Below are 19,788 nucleotides of genomic sequence, written 5' to 3'. Positions count from 1 at the left end.
TTGTCGTTATGAGGCGTCAAAACGACAACAACTGCGAGTCAGTTGGGTGGATCGTGCCTCGGTGAGGGGCGGAGAGTTCGGCCAGGAGGCGGCGGGCCAGGGCGTCATTCTCACGGAAGGGTGCTGCGTTGGTGCCGGGCCGCGCGAACGCACCGGCGCCCCAACCCGAGGTCCAGGGTCCGACGGCGAACAGTCCCGCCTGTCGTCCGCCGTCGGGAGCCAAGACTTCGTGGGAACTTGAGACCAACAGCTTACCGGTGGAGTGCGGGCCGTCCGAGGTGAGGAGCGACTGTTCGGTGCCCCAGCCGGCGTCGTGCAGGTCCGCCAGCGCGGGGTTGGCCGATCGCGCCACCGACGGCGACGGCAAGCGGGCCTCGATGTACGCCGCCGCGTCCACCACCACCGGCGATTGGAAGGAGCCAGCAACGAACCGTCCGCTGGCCTCGTCCGGGCGTACCCACATCCCCGGACCGAGGAACTGCAGCAACCCAGCCCTGTGCAGCGCGAGGATTTCGCGGAGGCGGTGCGGCGGCGGGCCGGAGTCCACGAAGCTGAAGAAGCCATGCCACCAGCCGTGGATCGCTTGCTGCGAGCGCGAGTTGAGCCGTTCCTGGGGAACCAGCCGGCCGAGTTCCATGTAGACCCGGAGCAACGCCGTAAACAAGGCCAAGGTTTCCGAATGGTCCGGGCTGGTGCGGAGGTTGAGGTCGCGTTCGATGTAGCTCACCACGGATTGTTGCACAGCGGCATGGTCCGAGAAGGCGCAGCCGCTGAAAGGTCGGTCCAGCGCTTCAAGGTCCAGGCGGAGCGCGGGATCCGGGATGGCCCCGGCAACGAGATCCTCGCGTTCGCGGCTGTACCAATCCAGGCCATCGAACCGTGCCTCAAATTCGTCCCAACTGCCCCGGACGCGCTCGGGATAGCCGGTGAAGAGTTCGCGGTAGTAGGCGTGGCCGGCGTCCTTGGCAATGAGCGGCCAGAGTTGTGAACGGAAATCCAGCTCGTCGTGGGCGGCGAGCAACGATTCCACGGCGGTCGAGGTGAAGTACCGAGGGGTGCCGACGGGTTCCCCGCGCAGGGTGGACGAGATCTTGGAGTGGTAGGGGACTCCACGCCGGGAGCCTGCCCAGAGCCGCGGTTCGGAGCCGGACGCCACATAATCCAAGCCGCCGTCGGGCCTGTCTTCGAAGCGGCCTCCGCGGCCCTCGAACAAGAGCACCAACAGGTCCACGAAGGCCAGCCCCATGCCCGAGACCAGGACGTCCTGGCCGGGGGCGATCGCTGAGTAGTCGACGTCGGTGGTGTACGACGGCGCCGCGTGGAACCCTCCGTGGCGCGCGGCAAACTCGGCGAGCCGCGCCGATTCAGGCTCGGCTTGGGAGTCCGTATGGCCCAGCGAATACACCACGAGGTCCGCCTCCAGCACCCCGTCCGAGGCGAGCCGCACGCGGTACTTCCCGCCGCCGTCGGGCCCTGAAGCAAGATGCTCGACGGCGGTTGCCGTGTCCCGGTGGACCGTCACCGCGACGTCCGGTCCCAGTGCCGCGACGGCCCGGCGGAAGAACCACTCCAGGTACTTGCTCTGGAGCTGGCGGCTGGGAAACGAGGCGGGCGTCAGCGCACGGAGCTGGTCAAGGAGATGGGCTTCCAGCTGCGGGACGTCGCGGACGGAACCGTCCAGCACGCCGGCTGCCCAGGTGGCCAGGCCCGGGCCGTCGACGGCCGGACCGTCGCAGGCCACGGAACCGTCGGTGAACATCGTGACGTCCGCAGCAGTCGAGTTGAGCAGAAGTCCCGGGCTCTGGTCATAGCGCCAGATCCTCCCGGAACCGGGTTCGTGCGGCTCGACGACGTGGATGGCGAGGGGGCCGTCAAAGAGTCCGGGCCGGTTGGCCGCGAGCCGTTCGAGGATGCCGGCTGAGCGCGGACCACCGCCAATGAACACGATGGTGGGGGCAACGGACGGCATGGCAACTCCTGTTGGCGGTGGCTGGTGGTACCCGAGCCTAGGGATGTGGCGGGGCCCTGGTCGAGGCGCTGGTAACGGCCGTTCACCCCGCGTCACGGCGCGTTAAGAGGCGCAAAGAACGGACTCATATGGCTCCATATGAAGCGGCGCGAAGCACCATGAAGCCCTGTGAAGAAGTGCAAAAATCCGTCTTGCAGCCGCTTCAAGGGCACCCCTAGATTGGCAGCCATCCTATAGCCAACAACCGATATGAAGCGAGGTGGCGCATGAGTTCAGCAGCAACCACAGTGGCGCAGTCCGCACAGCAATCTGCACCGGAACCGGCGCCCGCCAGCGCCGTAGCGGAAAGCCCGACGGCGGCTGCCGTCCAGAGTGCCGCGGCCCAGGGTGCCGTCGACCGGCCCGCAGCCGACTACTCCGGCTACAAACTGGTCCCGGCCCGGCATCCCTGGCGCTGGGTGGGCACCGTGCTGGTGGCGCTCGGCGTCGTCGCGGTGGCCTGGTCCCTCGCGACGAATCCGCGCTGGGAATGGGGCGTGGTGGCGCAATGGTTCACCGCGCAGTCCGTGGTGAACGGCCTCGTGGAGACACTCAAGTTGACGGCCATCTCCGGCGCGCTTGGCTTTGTCCTTGGCTTCATCCTGGCCCTCATGAGGCTCTCGGCATCGCCGCTGCTGCTCTCAGTGTCCTGGACGTTCTCCTGGATCTTCCGTTCTACGCCGTTGTTGGTCCAGATGCTGCTTTGGTACAACCTGGGCTACCTCTACGAAAAAATCAGCCTGGGTATCCCCTTCACGGATATCCGGTTCTTCGAGGTCCAGACCACCACCCTCATCAGCCAATTCGCAGCGGCTGTCCTGGGCCTGACCCTCAACCAGGCGGCGTATTCGGCGGAGATCATCCGCGGAGGCATCCTCTCGGTGGATCAAGGCCAGCTCGAGGCAGCCGCTGCCCTGGGCATTCCGGCCTGGCGACGCTCCACCAGGATCGTGTTGCCTCAGGCCATGAGGGCCATCCTGCCCACGGCCTTCAACGAGATCATCGGCCTGGTCAAGGGCACCTCGATCGTCTACGTCCTGGCCTATTCCGAGCTGTTCTACACCGTGCAGGTCATCTACAACCGCACCCAGCAGGTCCTTCCGCTGCTCCTCGTGGCGACGCTCTGGTACGTGGCTATTACCTCGGTCCTGAGCGTCTTCCAGTACTACATCGAGCGGCACTACTCGAAGGGCGCTGTCCGCAACCTGCCGCTCACTCCGTTGCAGAAAGCCAGGAAGTTCTTTGCAACCCACGCAGCTGTGAATTTTGACCGAGCGAAGGATGCCCGATGAGTACCGCTGCAACCCGCGGCCACGTGGAAATCACCAACGTCCGCAAGTCTTTTGGGGGCACGGAAGTCCTCAAGGGCGTGAGCCTCACGGTTCCGCCGGGCGGCGTTGCGGTGATCGTGGGGCCCTCCGGTTCCGGGAAATCCACGCTCCTGCGGACTATCAACCATCTTGAAAAGGTGGACGGCGGGTACATCACCATCGACGGCCAGTTGGTGGGCTACCAGGTCCGCGGGAACAAGCTGCACGAACTGCGCGAGAAGGACATCCTCAAGCAGCGCACGGACATCGGCATGGTGTTCCAGAACTTCAACCTGTTCCCGCACCTCACTGCACTGGAGAACGTGACTGAAGCTCCCGTCGTCGCGCTCCACCGGAACAAAGCCGAAGCGCGCAAGAGGGGGCTGGAACTCCTGGACCGCGTGGGCCTCAAGGACCGGGCCGATGCCTATCCACGGCAGTTGTCCGGCGGCCAGCAGCAGCGCGTTGCCATCGCCCGGGCATTGGCCCTCGATCCGAAGATCCTGCTCTTCGACGAACCCACCTCGGCGCTGGATCCGGAGCTGGTCAACGAGGTCCTCGACGTCATCCGCGAACTCGCCACCTCCGGCACCACGTTGATCATTGTCACGCACGAGATGGGCTTCGCCCGGGATGTGGCGCACACCGTGGTCTTCATGGACGAAGGCCAGATCGTGGAGCAAGGCAGTCCCCGGGAGATCTTCGCGAATCCCCGTGAACCCCGGACGCGCAGCTTTTTCTCCAAAGTCATCGAACCAGCTTTCAACATCTGAGGAATCCCACGCATGCTTCGCATCAAAACCAAACTTCTCGCGCTCGCGGTGCTGCCCGCCGTCGTTCTCCCGGCGCTCGCCGCTTGCTCCGACCCCGGCGCATCCGCAGCTGGAGCCAGCCCGTCCGCGAGTGTCGCCCGCAACGGCGTGGTCTACAACACCTCGCCCGAGCAGAACCGCATCCGGGCGCAGAAGGACTCCGCCGTGGCAGCCGCGGTTCCCGCCGCGATCGGCAAGGACGGCAAATTGACCGTCGCCACCACGGCCGGATCCATCCCGCTGTCCTTCCACGCCACGGATGACAAGACCCCCATCGGCGTCGAGGTGGACATCGCTCAGCTCGTGGCGGACAAGTTGGGGCTCGCCCTGGACGTGCAGGTCACTTCCTGGGAGAACTGGCCGCTCAAGACCCAGTCCGGGGATTTCGAAGCCGTGTTCTCGAACGTGGGCATCAACAAGGACCGGGTGAAACTGTTCGACTTCTCCACTTACCGTGCCGCATATATGGGTTTTGAAGCCAAGAAATCGTCCACGTACAACATCAAGGGCGCGGACGACATCTCCGGACTGAAGGTCTCCGTGGGCTCGGGCACCAACCAGGAGAAGATCCTCCTGGCCTGGAACAAGGACCTCGAATCCCGTGGCAAGGCTCCGGCAACCCTGCAGTACTACTCCTCCGACGCCGACACCGTCCTGGCGCTCTCCTCCGGCCGGACAGACTTGAACATTGCCCCCTACCCGTCCGTGTCTTACAGGGAGAACACCCGGAACGACTTGAAAGTGGTGGGCAAGGTCAACGCCGGCTGGCCTTCCGAGACCCTTGTCGCGGCCACTACCCTCAAGGGCAACGGCCTGGCTCCTGCCATCACAGATGCCCTGAACTCGGCCATCAAGGACGGTACCTACGGCAAGGTCCTGGAGCGCTGGGGGCTTTCGGGGGAAGCCCTGCCGGAATCCAAGACCGTCACAGAGGCGACTTTCGGGGCTGCGACGAAGTGAAATTCCAAGTCCTCGACATCATTCCGCACCTGAAGAACCCGGTGACCGGGGAAATCGTCTCCACGGCCGAGCGGCTCAACCAGGTGGTTCAGACCGCCCGCCGGGCCGAGGAACTGGGTTTCGACAGTTTCGCCGTAGGGGAGCGGCATGCCGGTGAGTTCATCTCATCGTCCCCGACGACGGTCCTCGCCGCGATCGCGGCCGTCACGAGCCGCATCAGGCTCCAGACCGGCGTCACCGTGTTGTCAGTCCTGGATCCTGTGCGGGTGGCCGAAGACTACGCCACGATTGACCAACTGAGCCGCGGGCGCCTGGAACTCGTGATCGGCAAGGGCAACGAAGTGCTGCAGTACCCCTTGTTCGGGCTCTCCCTGGATGACCAGTGGGAGCTCCTCGCCGAGAAGTATGGGTTGCTACGGCGTCTGTGGCGGGAGGAGGGTGTGACCTGGTCCGGCCGCTTCCGGCCCGCGTTGACCGAAGCAACGACGACGATGCCGAGACCGTTCGCGGGCTCGCCGCGGATTTGGCACGGCTCGGCTACAACCCTGACCTCGGCCGCGCTCGCCGCCCAGTGGGGCGATCCGTTGTTTACCGCGAACGCCATCCAGCCTCGCGAGAACTACAAGATCCTGATCGACCACTACCGCGAGGAATATGAACGCCATGGTCACGATCCGCGCCACCAATACCTCGGTTCCGGTTCCGGGGCGGGCGGCGTGTTCATCGCCGATACCACCCAGGAAGCCAAACGCCAGTTCGGGCCGGTCTACGAGGCTTTGACGGCTGGGCGCGATGTCCCGGGCAACAATTCGCCGTTCCGGGACATCGACCACGCCGTGGCCGAAGGCCCTGCGCTGGTGGGCAGCCCGGAACAGGTCATCGACAAGATCCTGAGCTACCACTCGCTTTATGCGCACGATCTGCAGTCCATTTCCTTGCCCACCACGCTGCCTTTCGAGCAGCAGCTGGAGATCCTGGAGCGGTTCGCGCTCGAGGTCATCCCGGCCGTCCGCGCCGCCGCGCCCACCACGCTGTGGGAGCCAGCGGATCCCTTCGGCGGACGCCCGGAATTCGCCGGAGCAACGTCACCGGACGCAGCCGGAACCGTCACCACAGACCACGCAAACCACAGGAGGAATCTTGTCCACGCCCACTGAAACTGCCACATCCACCACTGCAGTCTTCGCCGCCGCGTGGCAGGAATGGCACGCCGCGCACGAGCGACACCGCGCCGATCCGCACGGATTCCTGGCCGTCACGCACCTGCACTGGCTTGGTCCCGCGGCTGCCCCACTGGATGGCGTGCCGGGCGCCTGGAGCGTGGAGAACGACGTCGTCACCGTGGTTTTGGGGGCGGGCGAAAGCCTGCTTCGGGACAGCCACGAACTCAATCCGGATGCCGCCGGGGCCACTGTCACCTTCGGCCCCATCGCGGAACGGGACGGCATCAACCTCAACGCGGGGGACGCCGTCGTCGAGCTCGCCAAGCGCGGCGGTGAATACATCGTCCGGCCGCGGCACCCCGGGAACCCGCTGCTCAATGAATACCGCGGCACGCCGGCGTATGCGCCGGATGCCTCGTTCGCGGTGAACGGTACGTTCGTGCCGTTCGAGGTTCCCCGCCCCACTACGGTGGGTGCCGCCGTCGAAGGCATCCAGCATGTCTACGAAGCGCCCGGCGAGCTCCATTTCACGCTCGCGGGCCAGGACCTGGTGCTGACGGCTTTCAACGGACATGCGCCGGGCACCCTCTCGGTGCTGTTCACGGATGCGACGTCGGGCAAGACCACCTACGCGGCCAATCGCTCCCTCACCGTCGCCCCGGTTGCGGACGGCTCCGTGGTGCTCGACTTCAACCGCGCGGTCAACCTGCCGTGCGCCTACACGGACCTTGCTACCTGCCCGCTTCCGCCTGCCGAGAACCGGCTGAGCGTTGCCATCGAAGCCGGCGAACGGATTCCATACGAAAGGCAGGAGCAGTAATGAACCACATCTCCCGTTCGGGCGGATTTTTGGCCTTGGAGCTCGACGGCGACGGCGCCCACCCAGCCGCCTGGCGCAAGGCCCGGCACGCACCAGATGAGCTGCTGACCGGTCCGCGGATCCGGAGCACGGTGCTGGCTGCGGAGTCGGCCGGGTTTCATGTGGCGACGTTCGCTGACGGGGCTGTGAGTCGTGTTTCTGAGCGCGATGTTGCGGGCCGTCTGAACGCCCTGCAGCGGGCCGCGTTCGCGGGGCCGGTGACGAGTTCCATCGTGCTGGTACCGGAAGTGGACACCGTCTACACCGAGCCCTTCCACATCTCCACGCAGCTGGCGAGCCTGGATTACGTCTCGGGCGGACGGGCCGGTTGGCTCGTCGCTGCGAGCGGCTCCGCGGAGGAGGCTGCCGCCGTCGGGCGCTCTTTTGTTGAAGGGGCCGCGCTGGCGCAAGAAGCGGCGGCGTCCGTGGAAGTGAGCCGGCGGCTCTGGGATTCCTGGGAGGACGACGCCGTGATCCGCGACGTCCCCACCGGGCGGTACCTCGACGTCGACAAACTCCACTACGCCGACTTCGAGACACCAGCCGATTTCGCCGGGGCCGGGTATTCGGTGAAGGGGCCCTCGATCATTCCGCGTCCGCTGCAGGGGCAGTTGCCCGTGGTTGCGCAGTCCGACTTGCTTCCTTCGGACGTCGATGTGGTGCTGGTGTCCGCTCCAACGCCTTCGCTGCTCGCCGCGGAGGTTGCGGAGGTGCGTGGCCGCCGGACTATTGCTGGGGGCAGGGCTGCTATTGGGGGCGGCCCGGCGGTAGTGGCAGAGCTCGACGTCGTTCTCGACTCGCGCGGGCAAAGCGCCTCCGCGCGGCTCGCCGAACTGGACGCGTTTACCCCGTGGTCCAGTTCCCGTGCGCGCTTCGTCGGAACAGCCACGGAGTTGGTGGACTTCCTTGCTGACTTGCTCGCAGTGGCCGACGGCGTACGGCTGCATCCGGCAGTGCTGGACATAGAACTCGAGGAGCTGGCGCAGTTGGTGCTGCCCGAGCTTCGGCGTCGCGGGGTGCTTAAGCCTGTTTCCCAGGGCGGCACGTTCAGGGAGTTGCTGGGCCTTGAACGGCCGCTGAGCCGGTACGCGAGCCTGGGCACGGAGGCGCGCGCGGGCGCAGCGGCAACCGCCGCCGTCGTTGGCTCGGAAAACTGAGGAGAGAACATGACACAGCACAACCGTGCTAAATTCCAGCCGAGCGGGAAGATCCAGTTCGGAATCTTCTTCCAGGGCGTCAATTCGGGCACCATCTGGAAGGCACCCGAATCGGGTTCGCAGACCGATTTTGAGTCGTTCCGAAGGATCGCCCAGACCGCCGAACGCGGGTTGTTCGCGGCCTTCTTCCTTGGGGAGGGCCTGCGTTTGAGGGAGCATCTCGGTCGCCCGCACGCCTTGGATGTGGCGGGCCGTCCGGACGCGCAGACCATGCTGGCGGCGTTGGCGTCGGTGACGTCCAATATCGGGCTCGTGGCCACGCAGAACACCACGTACAACGATCCTGCCGACCTCGCGCACCGGCTCGCCTCGCTCGACCTACTCTCCGGCGGGCGTGCGGCCTGGAATGTCGTGACCACGGATAACGCCTGGACGGGTGCCAACTTCCGGCGGGGCGGCTACCTGGACCACGCCGATCGCTATGTCCACGCCGAGGCCTTCGTGGAGACGGCCAAGAGGATCTGGGATTCGTGGGAGGGCGGAGCGGTTTCCTCGTCAGCTTCCGCGGATTCCTGGGCGGTTCCCGGCCATGCGCGGCGCGTGCACCACTCCGGGCAGCACTATTCCGTAGACGTGACGCCCCGGCTGCCGCGTAGCGCCCAGTACAGGCCGGTGCTCTTCCAAGCAGGCGACTCTCCGGAAGGACGCGACTTTGCTGCCCGCCAAGCGGATGTCATCTTCTCGGCGCACCCGAAGTTCGACGACGCCGTGGATTTCCGTGCCGATATCGTCTCGCGCTCCCTGGCAGCCGGACGAGGCGCCAACGACGTCCAGATCATGCCGGCCAGCGAGTTTATCCTTGCCGCCACTGATGAGGAAGCCCGCGAAAAGAAGGAATGGGTCCGCGGCCTGCAGATCGGGCCGCAGCAGGCGGTCGCTTACCTGGAGCAGTTCTGGGGCCGCGAGTTGTCTGCCTACGATCCCGATGGTCCGCTTCCGGAGATCGATCCAGTGGTGGAGGAGACCTCCGAGACGCGGGGGAGCGGCTTCCACGGAGCCAAAGCCCGGCAACTCGCCGAGCAGTGGCGTGCCGAGGCCAAGGAGAAGGGCCTATCCATCCGTCAGTTCGTGAGTTCCAGGACTTCCAGGGTTGACGCGACGTTCACGGGTTCCTACACGGCCGTGGCCGATACCTTGGCCAAATACGCCCGAGTGGGTGCCGTGGACGGCTTCAACATCTCGCCCTGGCTCATCCCCACGGGCCTGGATGACATCGTGAACCATCTCGTGCCTGAGCTGCAGGAACGCGGCGTGTACCCCGCGGAGTACGTCGGCTCGACCCTCCGCGAAAACCTGGGGCTCGCGACGCCGGCGCGTTCGGAATGGTTGGAACCGGTACCCGCGGGGAGCTCACGGTGAACTTCCCCGCGCGGCTCGCGGCCGCCGTCGTCGGCTTGCAGACCGAGGACGGCGGTTCCGTCGACCCGGACGCGGGACTGGTGCGGCTCCAACTGACGGTGTGGGAACAGCAGCTCTAGTGGCGGGGAGCCGCGTTCCTTCTCCCCGCCACGATTGGCACCGGACCCGGTCCCTGCGCCCGACTTTCGGGGTTACCTGTTGCGATGGAATGCAGGGCCCGGTGCCCGGTGCGGTCTGGTGGAACTCTTCATGCGAAAGGGCTGGGGGCGTGATCAGGGTTGGATCCCGCCTCCTGACGGTATCCTCAGTGGGCCAGGGCGTGTTCGCTCAGCCGGAGCTTTTCCGCCTCAGTCTGCACGAAACCGGCTTTGAGCTCGGAGTGGAGTTTGTCGGTGTCTAGTGCGTGCTGCCACTTGGCGATGGCGACGCAGGAGACGATGTTGCAGACGGTGCTGGTGAGGGCGCGGGCTTCGCTCATGAAGCGGTCGATGCCGACGATGAGTGCCACGCCAGCAACGGGCAGCGTGGGCATGACAGTCAGGGTAGCAACGAGGGCGACGAAGCCGCTGCCTGTCACGCCCGCTGCGCCCTTGGAGGTCAGCAGCATCATTCCGAGCATGAGGAGGATCTGGTCCCAGCTGAGGTGGATGTCGCATGCCTGGGCTATGAACATCGAGGAGAGCGTCAGGTAGACGGCCGTGCCGGTGAGGTTGAAGGAATAGCCTGTCGGGACGACGAGGCCAACGACACCGCGGTCGCAGCCGATGCGCTCAAGCTTGGAGAGCAGGCGCGGAAGGACGGGTTCGCTTGAGGATGTGGCGAGGACGATAAGGAACTCGTCGCGGAAATAGCGCAGGATCCGCCAGAGACTGAAGCCGGTGAGCTTCGCCAGGATTCCGAGGACGACGACCACGAAGACGATGCACGCGGCGTAGAAGGCGAGAATCAGCATGCCGAGGTTGCCGATCGAATGGGCTCCGTACTTGCCGACCGTGAACGCCATGGCCCCGAACGCCCCGATGGGGGCGACCTTCATGAGGAAGCCGAACACGACGAACAGCAGCTTGTTGAAGCTGTTGACCATGTTGAGGGCCAGCTGGCCCGGTGTGCCGAGCTTGCTGAAGGCGAAGCCGCAAAGCAGCGCGATCACGAGCACGGGCAGGACTTCGCCGTCAGCGAAGGCGCCGACGAAGCTTGTGGGGATGATGCTCATGACGAAGTCCACGGGGTTGCTGCTGGGCAGTTGGCTTGTGTACTTCGACGCAACGGAAGTATCGAGGTGGGCCGGGTTGACGTGCATGCCGGCACCCGGCTGGAAGAGCATGACCGCGCCTAGGCCGATGGCCAGGGCGACCCCTGTGAGCACGTAGAACAAGCCCAGCGAACGCAGCAGGGTCGGGCCGACCTTCTTGGTGTCGGTCAAGGAGGTGATGCCGCTGACGATGGTGCAGAAAACGATCGGCGCGATCATGAACTTCACGAGCTTAACGAAGCCGTCGCCGAGCGGCTTGAGGGAGGACCCGAGGTCGGGCCACAGCGCGCCGACGAGGACGCCGAGCGCGACGCCGATGAGTACCTGGACATACAAATGTCCGAGGATGGATTTGATCTTCATTGAACAACTTCCTGGGTGAGTGCCCCACTTAATGATGGCAGGGGCGGAACGGTAGGGGCTAGGCCGTCAGTGCAACAGGCTCCGCGACGTCGATGTCGGCGACGGCGAGATGGCGGGCCGCCCTGTGGAGGGCGACCTCGCTGACGTGGCCGTTGTCGTCGGTGACGACCTCGGTGGTGATGACACCGGCAGGCGTTCCGATGCGCAGAATCCGACGCCCTGGGTGAGCGCTGTCTGCCGGTCGCAGCGCTTTGGCGACCACCGATCCAGGCAGGGCAGCAGCGAGGGAGACTGCAACGGCAGAGGTAAGGCCGATGGCGGGGTGGGGTGCGAGCATCGAGAGCATCCGTACCCGCAGATCGTGGGTATCCGCCGCGAACCGCGTCCCGTCAGACGCGATGTAGTCACCGGGCGCTGCCACGACGCCGACTTTTGGCACGGCATTCTGCGGAGGATCTTCAGGCTTCCTCAGCCCCATCATCAGACCGGCCGAGGCGCGGGCTGCCACGAGCGTGGGCAGGTGCTCTGACAGGTTGCCGGTCATCACGGACAGATCGATGCCTGCCTCGTCCGCCGGAATCAGCACCGAGGGCGCTCCGGCATCAACCAGAGTCGCCGTAAGAGTAGGCCCGCCATCGGAGATTTGCTCGGCTGCGCTCCCCGTCGGCAGAACCGCGCCAGTAGTCCGCCCCCACGGAGCGTGAAACGAGAGGCTCACGGGAACGCCCAGTGCGCGGCTGCCAGGAACACTCGCCAGACCCGATGTCGGGATGCGCCCACCTGGGGTCGCGACAGTCCCGCTCAGCACGGCTCCGGTGTTGAGATTGCGCATGCTGACCCGCGTCGTTTCCATTTGTGGAGGAACGACGCCTGACTGGACGGCGTACAGGGCGATCGCGGTCGCGCAGTTGCCGCAATTGGAACCAAGTTCCACCGTCGGGTCCCCGATCCCGACCTGGGCGAAGAGGTAGTCCAGGTCCGCCGGCCCCTCGGGGGTCGCCCGGACGACGGCCGCTTTCGACGTCGTTGACGTGCCGCCGCCGACGCCGTCCAGTTGGCGGGCATCCGCTGCACCGAAAGCATCTGCAAGGAGGCTCCGGATCTGTTCGCGGCTCCCGGCGTGGAGGGCTACATCTTCGGCGTCGAAGAGCCAGCACTTGCTCGTGCCGCCCCGGTACCAGTGACCGCGGAGTTGCATGGTCTTCTTCCTTCACGTGTTGTTGTGTTGCACCTCCCGGCGCCTGCTCCTTCTACGATCCACCGCCCGCGAGTTGAGCACAATCACAGGATTCTCGACTGCCGTTCACTTTTGCTAAACTCAGATCATGGCCGACCTCGATCTGCACCGCCTCCACCTGCTCCGCGAGGTAAGCCGTTCCGGCTCCCTGACGTCCGCCGCGACGGCCCTGTCCTTCACGACGTCAGCGGTGTCCCAGCAGATCGCGAAGCTTGAACACGAAGTGGGGGTCGCTCTGATCGACCGCCATCCACGGGGCGTCGTGCTCACTGATGCCGGTCAGGCGCTCCTGCGGTACGCGGACGACATCGACAGGACCATCGAGGCCGCCCTTGCCGAGATGGGTGAGTTCGCAGGGCTGAGGCGAGGCCAACTGCGAATGGGCACCTTCCCCACCGTCGGCGCCTCCCTCATGCCCGACGTCGTGCTCGCCTTCCGCGCGCGCCATCCGGAGATCGCCGTCACGGTGGTCAGCGCCCGTCGCGCCGGCCTGCTGGAAAGGCTGCGGCGAAGGGACATCGAGCTCACCCTGCTCTGGGACTACCCGTGGGAGCGCATCGAGGACGAGGACCTGAACCTCGTCCGGCTCATGAATGATCCCACCATGCTGCTCGTACCAAGCGACCACCCCATCGCCGAGCGCCGCTCGGTGCGGATCGACTCGCTGAGAGACCAGGAGTGGATCGTCCGGGATGAACACCCAGTGGCGGACGTCCTCCGGAGGGTCTGCCGCGATGCCGGCTTCGAGCCGCGCGTCGCCTTCGCAGCCAACGATTATCAGGAAACCCAGGGCATGGTCGCCGCGGGCATCGGCATCGCCCTGGCCCCGCAGCTCGCCCTGAGCGCCCTCCGTCCCGACATCATCGCCGTTCCGCTCGCAGGCTCCCCGACCCGCAGAATCCTCCTTGCCCACCTTGCGAACCGCAGGCTCAGCCCCGCCGGGGATCAGGCCGCATCCGTGTTCCGGTCAACGGCGAAACGGTTGCAGACCCCTGTGCTCGGAGCAGGCAACCCCAGCCCGTGAGTCCCGTGCCGTCACTAGGCCACTCTGAACGTCCTGTTGGTGGATCCTCAACCGGACGGTCGTGAGAAGCTGAGCGAATGATTCTGGAGCACGCGATCCTCACCGTCCGTCCCGGCAGCGAGTCCGATTTCGAAGAGGCTTTCCGGACGGCTCAACCTCTGATCAGCAGGCAGCCGGGTTTCTGCAGTCTTTCGATTTCACGCTCGGTCGAGTCCCCAAACCTGTACCTTCTCCTCGTTGAGTGGGATTCGGTGGAGGACCACACGGAAGGCTTCCGCGGGTCGGCCGACTATGTGCGGTGGAAGGAGTTGCTGCACCATTTCTACGACCCGTTCCCCGTCGTCGAGCACTTCACCACGGTTCTATAACCCATCATCAACCGGAACAACGTCGAAACCCCTGCTCAACGACCTCTGCGAACGCCATGGCACGACCACGGAGGGAGCCTTCCGCGCTGCGTTGGACGGTTTCGATCTAGACGGTTTCATCGAAGAGGCAGGCCTCAGCCATAACCACCGCGCCGCACTCGCCACCTGGCGCGGTAACGTCGACAACGGGAGCGCAACGCCCATCTCAACCTGCCATTTCCCGCCAGGGTTACAGACACTTTCCGTGCCCTTGAGCGCCCCTGTTTCTCTTTGTTCACGATGCCCGGCATCGTGAGCGCTAGGCTCTATGCCTACGAGATGATTGGGGAAACATGGGAGTCTCTGGCGACGGCTCTTCGGCAATGGGTGCGAACCTTCGCCGCTATCCGGCGTTTGTCAGGTTTTGGCTGGCCTCGACGGTGTCCGATTTCGGCACCTACATAACGACCTTGCACTGATTCCCTAACCCGGCCTGATCGTGTAGCGTCCGATTTCTCCCCGGTCTGTCGCGATGATTCGGTTCAGAACACCTCCACAGCGTTCGATAGTCTTCACCGAGGGAATGTTGTCCATAAAGCAGGCCAGCAGCACTCGATTTATGCTACGGGCCTTCGCCAGGCACAGCATTTCCCGGAGCGCGGCAGCGGCGAGGCCGCGGCCTCTGGCGGTCGGCCGGAGCCCATAGCCCACGTGTCCCAGCACTTCCACGTCCTGCGCTGATTCGTGGCGCAGAGCGATTCCCCCGAGGACTTCGCCGTCCTCGACGATCCACCGAAAGGTGCCGCCGTCGTCAGGCGACGCTTCCTTGGTCAAGAGCCGATCGACGAACATGCGGAATCCTTCCGTCGATCGGACATCGTCGGTTTCCAACAAACCGAAACCATCCTCGTGGAGGCCGTCGCCCCATTCTTCGTGCGCTTCTAGCCACGCCGCATGCAGGTTAACCGAAGGACGGATGAGCAGAGACATAGTCCAACGCTACCCGTCGACGAGCGGCACGGTGAGCTATCGGCAAACGAACGCCGGGGGTGACGTTTAGCGCCGTGAAAAGCCCGCCATTTGTTGCTGGGATTCACAGCGGCGAAGGTCATCCCCTCGGCGGAGCGCCCGGCAAAGGATCCCCAAACTGGACGGAAATGCCCCAAGACTGCCGGTCGTGCAAGAATCGCGGCATGGATGAGGACGAGCGGCAGACGAGGGGTGAATTGATGATCCTCGAGGCCCTGGAGCAGGCGATGGACCGACGCGACGAGGTCTTCCAGGTGATTGACGATTCAGAGGACGCGGACGAAGCAATCCGTCGGTTGGGTCGGCTGTTGGGCGTGGGAGAGCTGGGCAGCCGTGCAGTCCTCGACCTGCAGGTCAGAAGATTCACCCGCGACCGGCGACGGGCCATCGTTTCCCGTGCAGAAGAACTCAGATCAAGGTTGCCCGATGGGCGCTGAACTGGTCACTGCGCGCCGCCGCCAAGTCCCTCTCACTGTTGGGCCACGGACCATGGCGGCCCTGGCGTGCTAGACCCGCCCCCGAAGTGTCCGTTGCGGGATCCCTCAGCGGGCGGGGCTTGAGTCCAGGAACAGGGCTGGGCCGCCCATGATGCCGCACGAATAGGTCGCGATATTCGTCTTGACGAGAATCGACGCTACCGAGATCTGCCCCGTCCCGGATTCGATGGTGTAAATATCGGCACCGCCGGCGGTTTTCCCGCGCAGGCTTAGTCCGTCCAGAGGTACCGTCGGCGGCATGACGATATGGATCAACCGAACCTTTGGCGTGGGAAAGACGACTACCGCCCAGGCGTTGGTGGAAGCGCAGCCTGCTCTACGGCTCTTTGACCCCGAGGAAGTCGGTTCCAATACATGGACGATCAGGTCCTCCATGTAGTGCTGGACGCCGACGAAGTGACCCTCCGGAACCGAATTGAGAACGACCAGATCGAGTTGTCCGCTATGCAGTGGAGGTTGGATCACCTTGAAAGGTACGCTGCGGCCCGAACGTGGATGATCAAAGAAGCTGATCTCCTCATCGACACGTCCCGGCTAGAGGCGGAGGAAGTTGTTTCTCGGATCGCCGAGGCAGTCCCCGCTGAACTCCTTGTCCACCGAAGCTCAGCGGAGGGCAACCGATGGGTCAAGAAGTAAGCACCCGCAGTGGATTCCCCCGCACCCACGCGCGGACGTCCTCGAACGCTTCACCATAGAAGCGGGCGTAGCTTTGCGACGTAACGTAACCCAGGTGCGGAGTCAGGACGGTTCGCGGCGCCGTGAGGAGGGGGTGGTCCGCCGGGAGGGGCTCGACGTCGTACACGTCCAGGGCCGCGCCGCCGAGCCAACCCTCGTTGAGCCCGCGGAGGAGGGACGACTCGTCAACGATAGGGCCGCGGGCCGTATTCACCAGGACGCCTTCCGGGCCGAGGAGCCGCAGTTCGTCCTCACCGACGAGCCCCCGGGACCGTTCCGATAACCGCACGTGGACGCTTACGACGTCGGCCTCTCGGAACAGTGCTTCCTTGCCCACCTTCCGGGCACCCGCCGCAGCCGCGGTTTCCTCTGTGAGGTTCGGGCTCCAGGCAATCACGTCCATACCGAAGGCCTTGCCGTAGCCGGCGATTTTGCTCCCGATCTTCCCGAGTCCCAGGACCCCTAAGGTCTTCCCTGACAGTTCGAAACCCATGGTGCTCTGCCAATTTCCGGCGCGCAGCCGACGGTCCTCGAACGGTACCTTGCGTGCGAAAGCCAGGAGCAGGGCCCACGTCAGCTCGGGCGCCGCGGCTGGTGAGCCGCCCGTCCCACAGACCGTGATGCCCTGCTCCTCGGCAGCGAGCAGGTCGATGGCTGCGTTGGCCATCCCGGTGGTGACCAGGAGCTTCAGCTTCGGCAGTTGCCGGAGGAGCTCGGCGTCGAAGGCTGTGCGTTCCCGCATGGCCATGATGATGTCGAAGTCGCGGAGGGCGGCCGCCGCATCCGCCAATGGCTCCGTGAAGACGGTGACATCGACGCCGTCGTCGGCAAGCTCGGCCCACGGCGCGTACTTGTAGGCAACAGCCTGGTAGTCGTCGAGGATGGCAAGGCGCTGGCGCATGAAGGTCCCTTTCGCTGGCAGGAGTGGGCTACGTGGAACCTAGCATGCACCCCTAGGCCAGCCGCTAGCTCTTCGGCAAGCCCGGCGGGTTCAGTTCCGACTTCGCAATACCCTCCGAAGACAACCCCCAACGGTCCAAGATCTTCCCGTACGTGCCGTTTTGGATCAGTTTGTTGAGGGCTGCCTGGGCTGCAACGGCAAGACCGTTGCCCTTCTTGGTGGTGAACGCAATGTCCGCCTTCAGAGGCCAGCCGCCGTTGACTGTTCCCACCTGCTTGGTCTTGCCGTCCTTCGCGGCCTTGTATGCCGCTCCGGCGTTCGGGCCGAACGTCAGGTCCGCGCGGCCGGATTGCACGGCGAGCGTGGAGGCGGAGTCGTCGTCGTAGTACTGGAACTCAACGGGCTTCAGCCCGTTCTTTTTGTTCTCGGCGTCCCAGCGCAACAGGATGGCTTCCTGGTTGGTGCCCGAGCCCACGATGATGCGCTTGCCCGCCACGTCCTTGGCTTCCTTGATCTCACCGATGGTGGAGTCGCTCTTGGCGTAGAAGCCCAGGAGGTCCGTGCGATAGGTCGCGAAGTCGAACTTCTCCTTTCGCGCCTCTGTGACCGTGACGTTGGAGAGGACGGCCTCGTACTTGCCCGATTCAATGCCCAACGGCCAATCGGCCCAAGCCACGGGAAGGACTTCAACCTTCAGGCCCAGGGTTTCTCCGACTGCGTAGGCGAGATCGACCTCGTTGCCGATGAGGGTCTTGTTGTCAGTCGCGAAAAGGCTCAGCGGAGCGGTGCCGCCTGTGGTCACCACGGTGAGTTTGCCGTCAGCCTTGATGGCCTCCGGGACGAGCGCCGCCGCGGCGTCGTCCTTGGTGACGGGGAAGCGGTTCTGATCCGGCGATAGGTTGAAGGTCTTGCCAGCCACGCTGGCGGTGGGAGCGGACGACGACGACGCAGCCGAGGCGCCCGGGTCCGAGCATGCGGCGAGGCCGAGAGTCGCGGTCACGGCGAGTGCCAGTGCGGTGCCTGTTTTGAGGCGTGAAATAGCCATGGAGTCCCCTTCGAAAGTGATGGATGGTGTGCTTGTTGCTGCAACTATCCGGCAGGCCCAAGAGCGGGTCAAAGCGCAGTGAAACGCGGGGATACAGGGGTTAACCCGGGTTCATTCGAGGTCCCGAAGGGTCACATAACAGCCACGGTGTAGGCTTCCGAGACACAACCGCCGACACGTGAGGAGATTTTCGTGAGCAACGAGCAAACCCCGGTTACACAGGCGCTGGATTCCTACGCAGCTGCCGTCCACGCGAAGGACGTGGATGCTTTCGCGGCGCTCTACGACGACAACGTCCACATCTACGATTCCTGGGGGCAATGGCAATACACCGGGATCGAGGCTTGGCGGTCGATGGCGGGCGAATGGTTCGCTTCGCTAGGAGACGAGCGGGTGCTGGTCGAATTCAACGATGTGCAGTCCGTCGCGGGGGAGGACGTCGCCTTCGGGCATGCGGCCGTGACCTTCGCCGGGATCTCTGCGGAAGGCGAACGGCTCAGGGCGATGACCAACCGCTTCACCATTTGCCTTGAGAAGAAGGATGACGCCTGGAAGATCGCCCACGAGCACTCTTCCCTGCCCATCGATATGGAGACTGGCAAAGGCATCTTCACGAGCTGAGACGGAACCCACGCAAGCGAGAGAAATAACCCGGGCACCGCCGTCGTTGTCGCAAGAGTGGCCGGGAAACCGGCCCCTTGAACGAAACCACCTTCGAAAGGCCGGCACCAACGTGACAGTTCCCCTCTCCATCCTCGACCTGGCAATCATTGGCAAAGGCCAGACGGCGGCGGAGAGTTTCGCCGGGAGCGTCGCCATGGCGCAACTGGCCGAACGGCTCGGCTACCGCCGGATTTGGTACGCCGAGCACCACAACATGGGCTTGATCGCTTCCTCGGCCACGAGCGTGCTGATTGCCCACATCGCGGCCAACACGAGCACCATCCGGCTCGGTGCCGGCGGTGTCATGCTGCCCAACCACTCGCCGCTCACCATCGCGGAGCAGTTCGGCACGCTTGAGACCCTGCACCCGGGCCGCATAGACCTCGGCCTCGGACGGGCACCCGGCAGCGACCAGAACACCATGCGTGCACTCCGCCGCGATCCCATGGCCGCGGACACGTTCCCGCAGGACGTGCTGGAGTTGCAGGGTTACCTCACCGGACCCACCCGGATCCAAGGGGTCGAAGCGACGCCGGGCAAGGGCACCAACGTGCCGCTCTACATCCTCGGTTCCTCCCTGTTCGGGGCGCACCTCGCCGCACAGCTCGGCTTGCCCTACGCCTTCGCCTCGCACTTCGCGCCCAACGCGCTGGAAGACGCCGTCGCCATTTACCGCCGCGAGTTCAAGCCGTCCGAGCAACTGCAGGAACCCTACGTGATCGCGGGCGTGAACGTGGTGGCCGCGGATTCGGCCGCCGAGGCCCAGCGCCTGTTCCTCGAGGTCAAGCGGGACCGCGTCTCGCGTTTCCTGGGCGGTGGCCGCGAATTCACCGACGCCGAGGCGGACCTCATCCTCGACTCGCCCCAGGGCCAGCACATCGCGCAGATGGTGAAGTACTCGGCAGTGGGTACGCCGGAAGTAGTCCGCGATTACCTTGACGAGTTTGCCCGCCACGCCGACGCCGACGAACTGATCGTTGCCCACCAAAGCACCGGCACGGAGCAGCGCCTGCGCTCCGTGGAGCTGGTGGCGGAAGCTGTGGGGCTGGTTCGGGCGTAGCGGGCGC

Annotated in this window: 21 protein-coding genes; 14 read left to right on the top strand and 7 right to left on the bottom strand. The window is 64.9% G+C overall.

Features of this window, described 5'->3' with window-relative positions:
• Positions 1-16: 16 nt before the first annotated feature.
• Positions 17-1,969: an FAD/NAD(P)-binding protein gene (locus ACX5I4_RS19745; protein ID WP_461838160.1), complete on the bottom strand. Its 1,953-nt coding sequence runs from the start codon at positions 1,967-1,969 to the stop codon at positions 17-19.
• A gap of 266 nt (positions 1,970-2,235) precedes the next feature.
• On the opposite strand from ACX5I4_RS19745, the gene ACX5I4_RS19740 reads away from it, so the two are divergent.
• Genes ACX5I4_RS19740 through ACX5I4_RS19705 form a run of 8 tightly spaced genes read left to right on the top strand, consistent with a single transcriptional unit; the run spans position 2,236 to position 9,807 of the window.
• Positions 2,236-3,300, top strand: coding sequence for an amino acid ABC transporter permease (locus tag ACX5I4_RS19740; protein WP_461838159.1), 1,065 nt, complete (start codon positions 2,236-2,238; stop codon positions 3,298-3,300).
• The gene (locus ACX5I4_RS19735) at positions 3,297-4,091 is read left to right on the top strand and encodes an amino acid ABC transporter ATP-binding protein (protein ID WP_461838158.1); all 795 of its coding nucleotides are present in this window, start codon (positions 3,297-3,299) and stop codon (positions 4,089-4,091) included. The genes ACX5I4_RS19740 and ACX5I4_RS19735 overlap by 4 nt, the downstream gene beginning before the upstream one ends.
• A gap of 12 nt (positions 4,092-4,103) precedes the next feature.
• Positions 4,104-5,090 carry an ABC transporter substrate-binding protein gene (locus tag ACX5I4_RS19730; RefSeq protein WP_461838157.1) on the top strand — a complete coding sequence of 329 codons (987 nt, stop codon included), beginning with the start codon at positions 4,104-4,106 and terminating at the stop codon, positions 5,088-5,090.
• Positions 5,087-6,247 (top strand): LLM class flavin-dependent oxidoreductase, encoded by a 1,161-nt coding sequence (locus ACX5I4_RS19725; protein ID WP_461838156.1) that lies wholly within the window; start codon positions 5,087-5,089, stop codon positions 6,245-6,247. The genes ACX5I4_RS19730 and ACX5I4_RS19725 overlap by 4 nt, the downstream gene beginning before the upstream one ends.
• Positions 6,231-7,073: a DUF1684 domain-containing protein gene (locus tag ACX5I4_RS19720; protein WP_461838155.1), complete on the top strand. Its 843-nt coding sequence runs from the start codon at positions 6,231-6,233 to the stop codon at positions 7,071-7,073. The genes ACX5I4_RS19725 and ACX5I4_RS19720 overlap by 17 nt, the downstream gene beginning before the upstream one ends.
• Positions 7,073-8,269, top strand: coding sequence for an LLM class flavin-dependent oxidoreductase (locus tag ACX5I4_RS19715; RefSeq protein ID WP_461838154.1), 1,197 nt, complete (start codon positions 7,073-7,075; stop codon positions 8,267-8,269). The genes ACX5I4_RS19720 and ACX5I4_RS19715 overlap by 1 nt, the downstream gene beginning before the upstream one ends.
• Before the next feature lie 9 nt (positions 8,270-8,278).
• On the top strand, positions 8,279-9,688 hold the full coding sequence (locus ACX5I4_RS19710; protein ID WP_461838153.1) for an NtaA/DmoA family FMN-dependent monooxygenase: 1,410 nt from the start codon (positions 8,279-8,281) through the stop codon (positions 9,686-9,688).
• A complete protein-coding gene (locus tag ACX5I4_RS19705; RefSeq protein ID WP_461838152.1) occupies positions 9,685-9,807 on the top strand; it encodes a hypothetical protein in 123 nt (40 codons plus the stop codon). Before ACX5I4_RS19710 ends, ACX5I4_RS19705 begins: the two co-directional genes overlap by 4 nt.
• Positions 9,808-9,992: 185 nt before the next feature.
• Here ACX5I4_RS19705 and dctA read toward each other — a convergent pair whose 3' ends face one another.
• Together dctA and ACX5I4_RS19695 are read right to left on the bottom strand one after the other, a co-directional pair.
• Positions 9,993-11,303, bottom strand: coding sequence for a C4-dicarboxylate transporter DctA (gene dctA / locus ACX5I4_RS19700; RefSeq protein WP_461838151.1), 1,311 nt, complete (start codon positions 11,301-11,303; stop codon positions 9,993-9,995).
• Between the two features lie 58 nt (positions 11,304-11,361).
• Positions 11,362-12,501 carry a PrpF domain-containing protein gene (locus tag ACX5I4_RS19695; protein ID WP_461838150.1) on the bottom strand — a complete coding sequence of 380 codons (1,140 nt, stop codon included), beginning with the start codon at positions 12,499-12,501 and terminating at the stop codon, positions 11,362-11,364.
• Between the two features lie 127 nt (positions 12,502-12,628).
• On the opposite strand from ACX5I4_RS19695, the gene ACX5I4_RS19690 reads away from it, so the two are divergent.
• Together ACX5I4_RS19690 and ACX5I4_RS19685 are read left to right on the top strand one after the other, a co-directional pair.
• Positions 12,629-13,564 carry a LysR family transcriptional regulator gene (locus ACX5I4_RS19690; protein WP_461838149.1) on the top strand — a complete coding sequence of 312 codons (936 nt, stop codon included), beginning with the start codon at positions 12,629-12,631 and terminating at the stop codon, positions 13,562-13,564.
• A gap of 77 nt (positions 13,565-13,641) precedes the next feature.
• Positions 13,642-13,932, top strand: coding sequence for an antibiotic biosynthesis monooxygenase family protein (locus ACX5I4_RS19685; protein ID WP_461838148.1), 291 nt, complete (start codon positions 13,642-13,644; stop codon positions 13,930-13,932).
• 462 nt (positions 13,933-14,394) lie between these two features.
• Here ACX5I4_RS19685 and ACX5I4_RS19680 read toward each other — a convergent pair whose 3' ends face one another.
• Positions 14,395-14,901, bottom strand: coding sequence for a GNAT family N-acetyltransferase (locus ACX5I4_RS19680; protein ID WP_461838147.1), 507 nt, complete (start codon positions 14,899-14,901; stop codon positions 14,395-14,397).
• Between the two features lie 203 nt (positions 14,902-15,104).
• On the opposite strand from ACX5I4_RS19680, the gene ACX5I4_RS19675 reads away from it, so the two are divergent.
• Positions 15,105-15,377, top strand: a complete 273-nt coding sequence (locus tag ACX5I4_RS19675; protein WP_461838146.1) for a DNA gyrase subunit A — start codon at positions 15,105-15,107, stop codon at positions 15,375-15,377.
• 105 nt (positions 15,378-15,482) lie between these two features.
• Here ACX5I4_RS19675 and ACX5I4_RS19670 read toward each other — a convergent pair whose 3' ends face one another.
• A complete protein-coding gene (locus ACX5I4_RS19670; protein ID WP_461838145.1) occupies positions 15,483-15,677 on the bottom strand; it encodes a hypothetical protein in 195 nt (64 codons plus the stop codon).
• Between the two features lie 114 nt (positions 15,678-15,791).
• Between ACX5I4_RS19670 and ACX5I4_RS19665 the strand changes: the two genes are divergently transcribed.
• Positions 15,792-16,073: a hypothetical protein gene (locus tag ACX5I4_RS19665; RefSeq protein WP_461838144.1), complete on the top strand. Its 282-nt coding sequence runs from the start codon at positions 15,792-15,794 to the stop codon at positions 16,071-16,073.
• Here the strand turns inward: ACX5I4_RS19665 and ACX5I4_RS19660 are convergent.
• Both ACX5I4_RS19660 and ACX5I4_RS19655 read right to left on the bottom strand, forming a co-directional pair.
• Entirely contained in the window at positions 16,063-17,013 is a 951-nt protein-coding gene (locus ACX5I4_RS19660) for a D-2-hydroxyacid dehydrogenase family protein (RefSeq protein WP_461838143.1), read from the bottom strand. The genes ACX5I4_RS19665 and ACX5I4_RS19660 overlap by 11 nt on opposite strands.
• A 64-nt stretch (positions 17,014-17,077) precedes the next feature.
• Positions 17,078-18,058 (bottom strand): ABC transporter substrate-binding protein, encoded by a 981-nt coding sequence (locus ACX5I4_RS19655; protein WP_461838142.1) that lies wholly within the window; start codon positions 18,056-18,058, stop codon positions 17,078-17,080.
• Between the two features lie 192 nt (positions 18,059-18,250).
• Between ACX5I4_RS19655 and ACX5I4_RS19650 the strand changes: the two genes are divergently transcribed.
• Together ACX5I4_RS19650 and ACX5I4_RS19645 are read left to right on the top strand one after the other, a co-directional pair.
• Positions 18,251-18,679 carry a YybH family protein gene (locus ACX5I4_RS19650; RefSeq protein WP_461838141.1) on the top strand — a complete coding sequence of 143 codons (429 nt, stop codon included), beginning with the start codon at positions 18,251-18,253 and terminating at the stop codon, positions 18,677-18,679.
• Positions 18,680-18,791: 112 nt separating this feature from the next.
• Positions 18,792-19,781 (top strand): LLM class flavin-dependent oxidoreductase, encoded by a 990-nt coding sequence (locus tag ACX5I4_RS19645; protein WP_461838140.1) that lies wholly within the window; start codon positions 18,792-18,794, stop codon positions 19,779-19,781.
• Positions 19,782-19,788: the final 7 nt, after the last annotated feature.

Source organism: Arthrobacter sp. MMS24-S77, from assembly GCF_054888235.1.
Note: the sequence above shows the minus strand (reverse complement) of the source record. Positions and strands in the feature narration are given on the sequence as shown.

Bases quoted from the DNA above. Each gene is read 5' to 3' on its own strand.
- ACX5I4_RS19670 (WP_461838145.1), bottom strand. From the start codon at position 15,677: ATGCCGCCGACGGTACCTCTGGACGGACTAAGCCTGCGCGGGAAAACC.
- ACX5I4_RS19710 (WP_461838153.1), top strand. From the start codon at position 8,279: ATGACACAGCACAACCGTGCTAAATTCCAGCCGAGCGGGAAGATCCAG.
- ACX5I4_RS19680 (WP_461838147.1), bottom strand. From the start codon at position 14,901: ATGTCTCTGCTCATCCGTCCTTCGGTTAACCTGCATGCGGCGTGGCTA.
- ACX5I4_RS19685 (WP_461838148.1), top strand. From the start codon at position 13,642: ATGATTCTGGAGCACGCGATCCTCACCGTCCGTCCCGGCAGCGAGTCC.
- ACX5I4_RS19740 (WP_461838159.1), top strand. From the start codon at position 2,236: ATGAGTTCAGCAGCAACCACAGTGGCGCAGTCCGCACAGCAATCTGCA.
- ACX5I4_RS19655 (WP_461838142.1), bottom strand. From the start codon at position 18,058: ATGGCTATTTCACGCCTCAAAACAGGCACCGCACTGGCACTCGCCGTG.
- ACX5I4_RS19675 (WP_461838146.1), top strand. From the start codon at position 15,105: ATGGATGAGGACGAGCGGCAGACGAGGGGTGAATTGATGATCCTCGAG.
- ACX5I4_RS19735 (WP_461838158.1), top strand. From the start codon at position 3,297: ATGAGTACCGCTGCAACCCGCGGCCACGTGGAAATCACCAACGTCCGC.
- dctA (WP_461838151.1), bottom strand. From the start codon at position 11,303: ATGAAGATCAAATCCATCCTCGGACATTTGTATGTCCAGGTACTCATC.
- ACX5I4_RS19715 (WP_461838154.1), top strand. From the start codon at position 7,073: ATGAACCACATCTCCCGTTCGGGCGGATTTTTGGCCTTGGAGCTCGAC.
- ACX5I4_RS19660 (WP_461838143.1), bottom strand. From the start codon at position 17,013: ATGCGCCAGCGCCTTGCCATCCTCGACGACTACCAGGCTGTTGCCTAC.
- ACX5I4_RS19730 (WP_461838157.1), top strand. From the start codon at position 4,104: ATGCTTCGCATCAAAACCAAACTTCTCGCGCTCGCGGTGCTGCCCGCC.
- ACX5I4_RS19695 (WP_461838150.1), bottom strand. From the start codon at position 12,501: ATGCAACTCCGCGGTCACTGGTACCGGGGCGGCACGAGCAAGTGCTGG.
- ACX5I4_RS19665 (WP_461838144.1), top strand. From the start codon at position 15,792: ATGGACGATCAGGTCCTCCATGTAGTGCTGGACGCCGACGAAGTGACC.
- ACX5I4_RS19690 (WP_461838149.1), top strand. From the start codon at position 12,629: ATGGCCGACCTCGATCTGCACCGCCTCCACCTGCTCCGCGAGGTAAGC.
- ACX5I4_RS19745 (WP_461838160.1), bottom strand. From the start codon at position 1,969: ATGCCGTCCGTTGCCCCCACCATCGTGTTCATTGGCGGTGGTCCGCGC.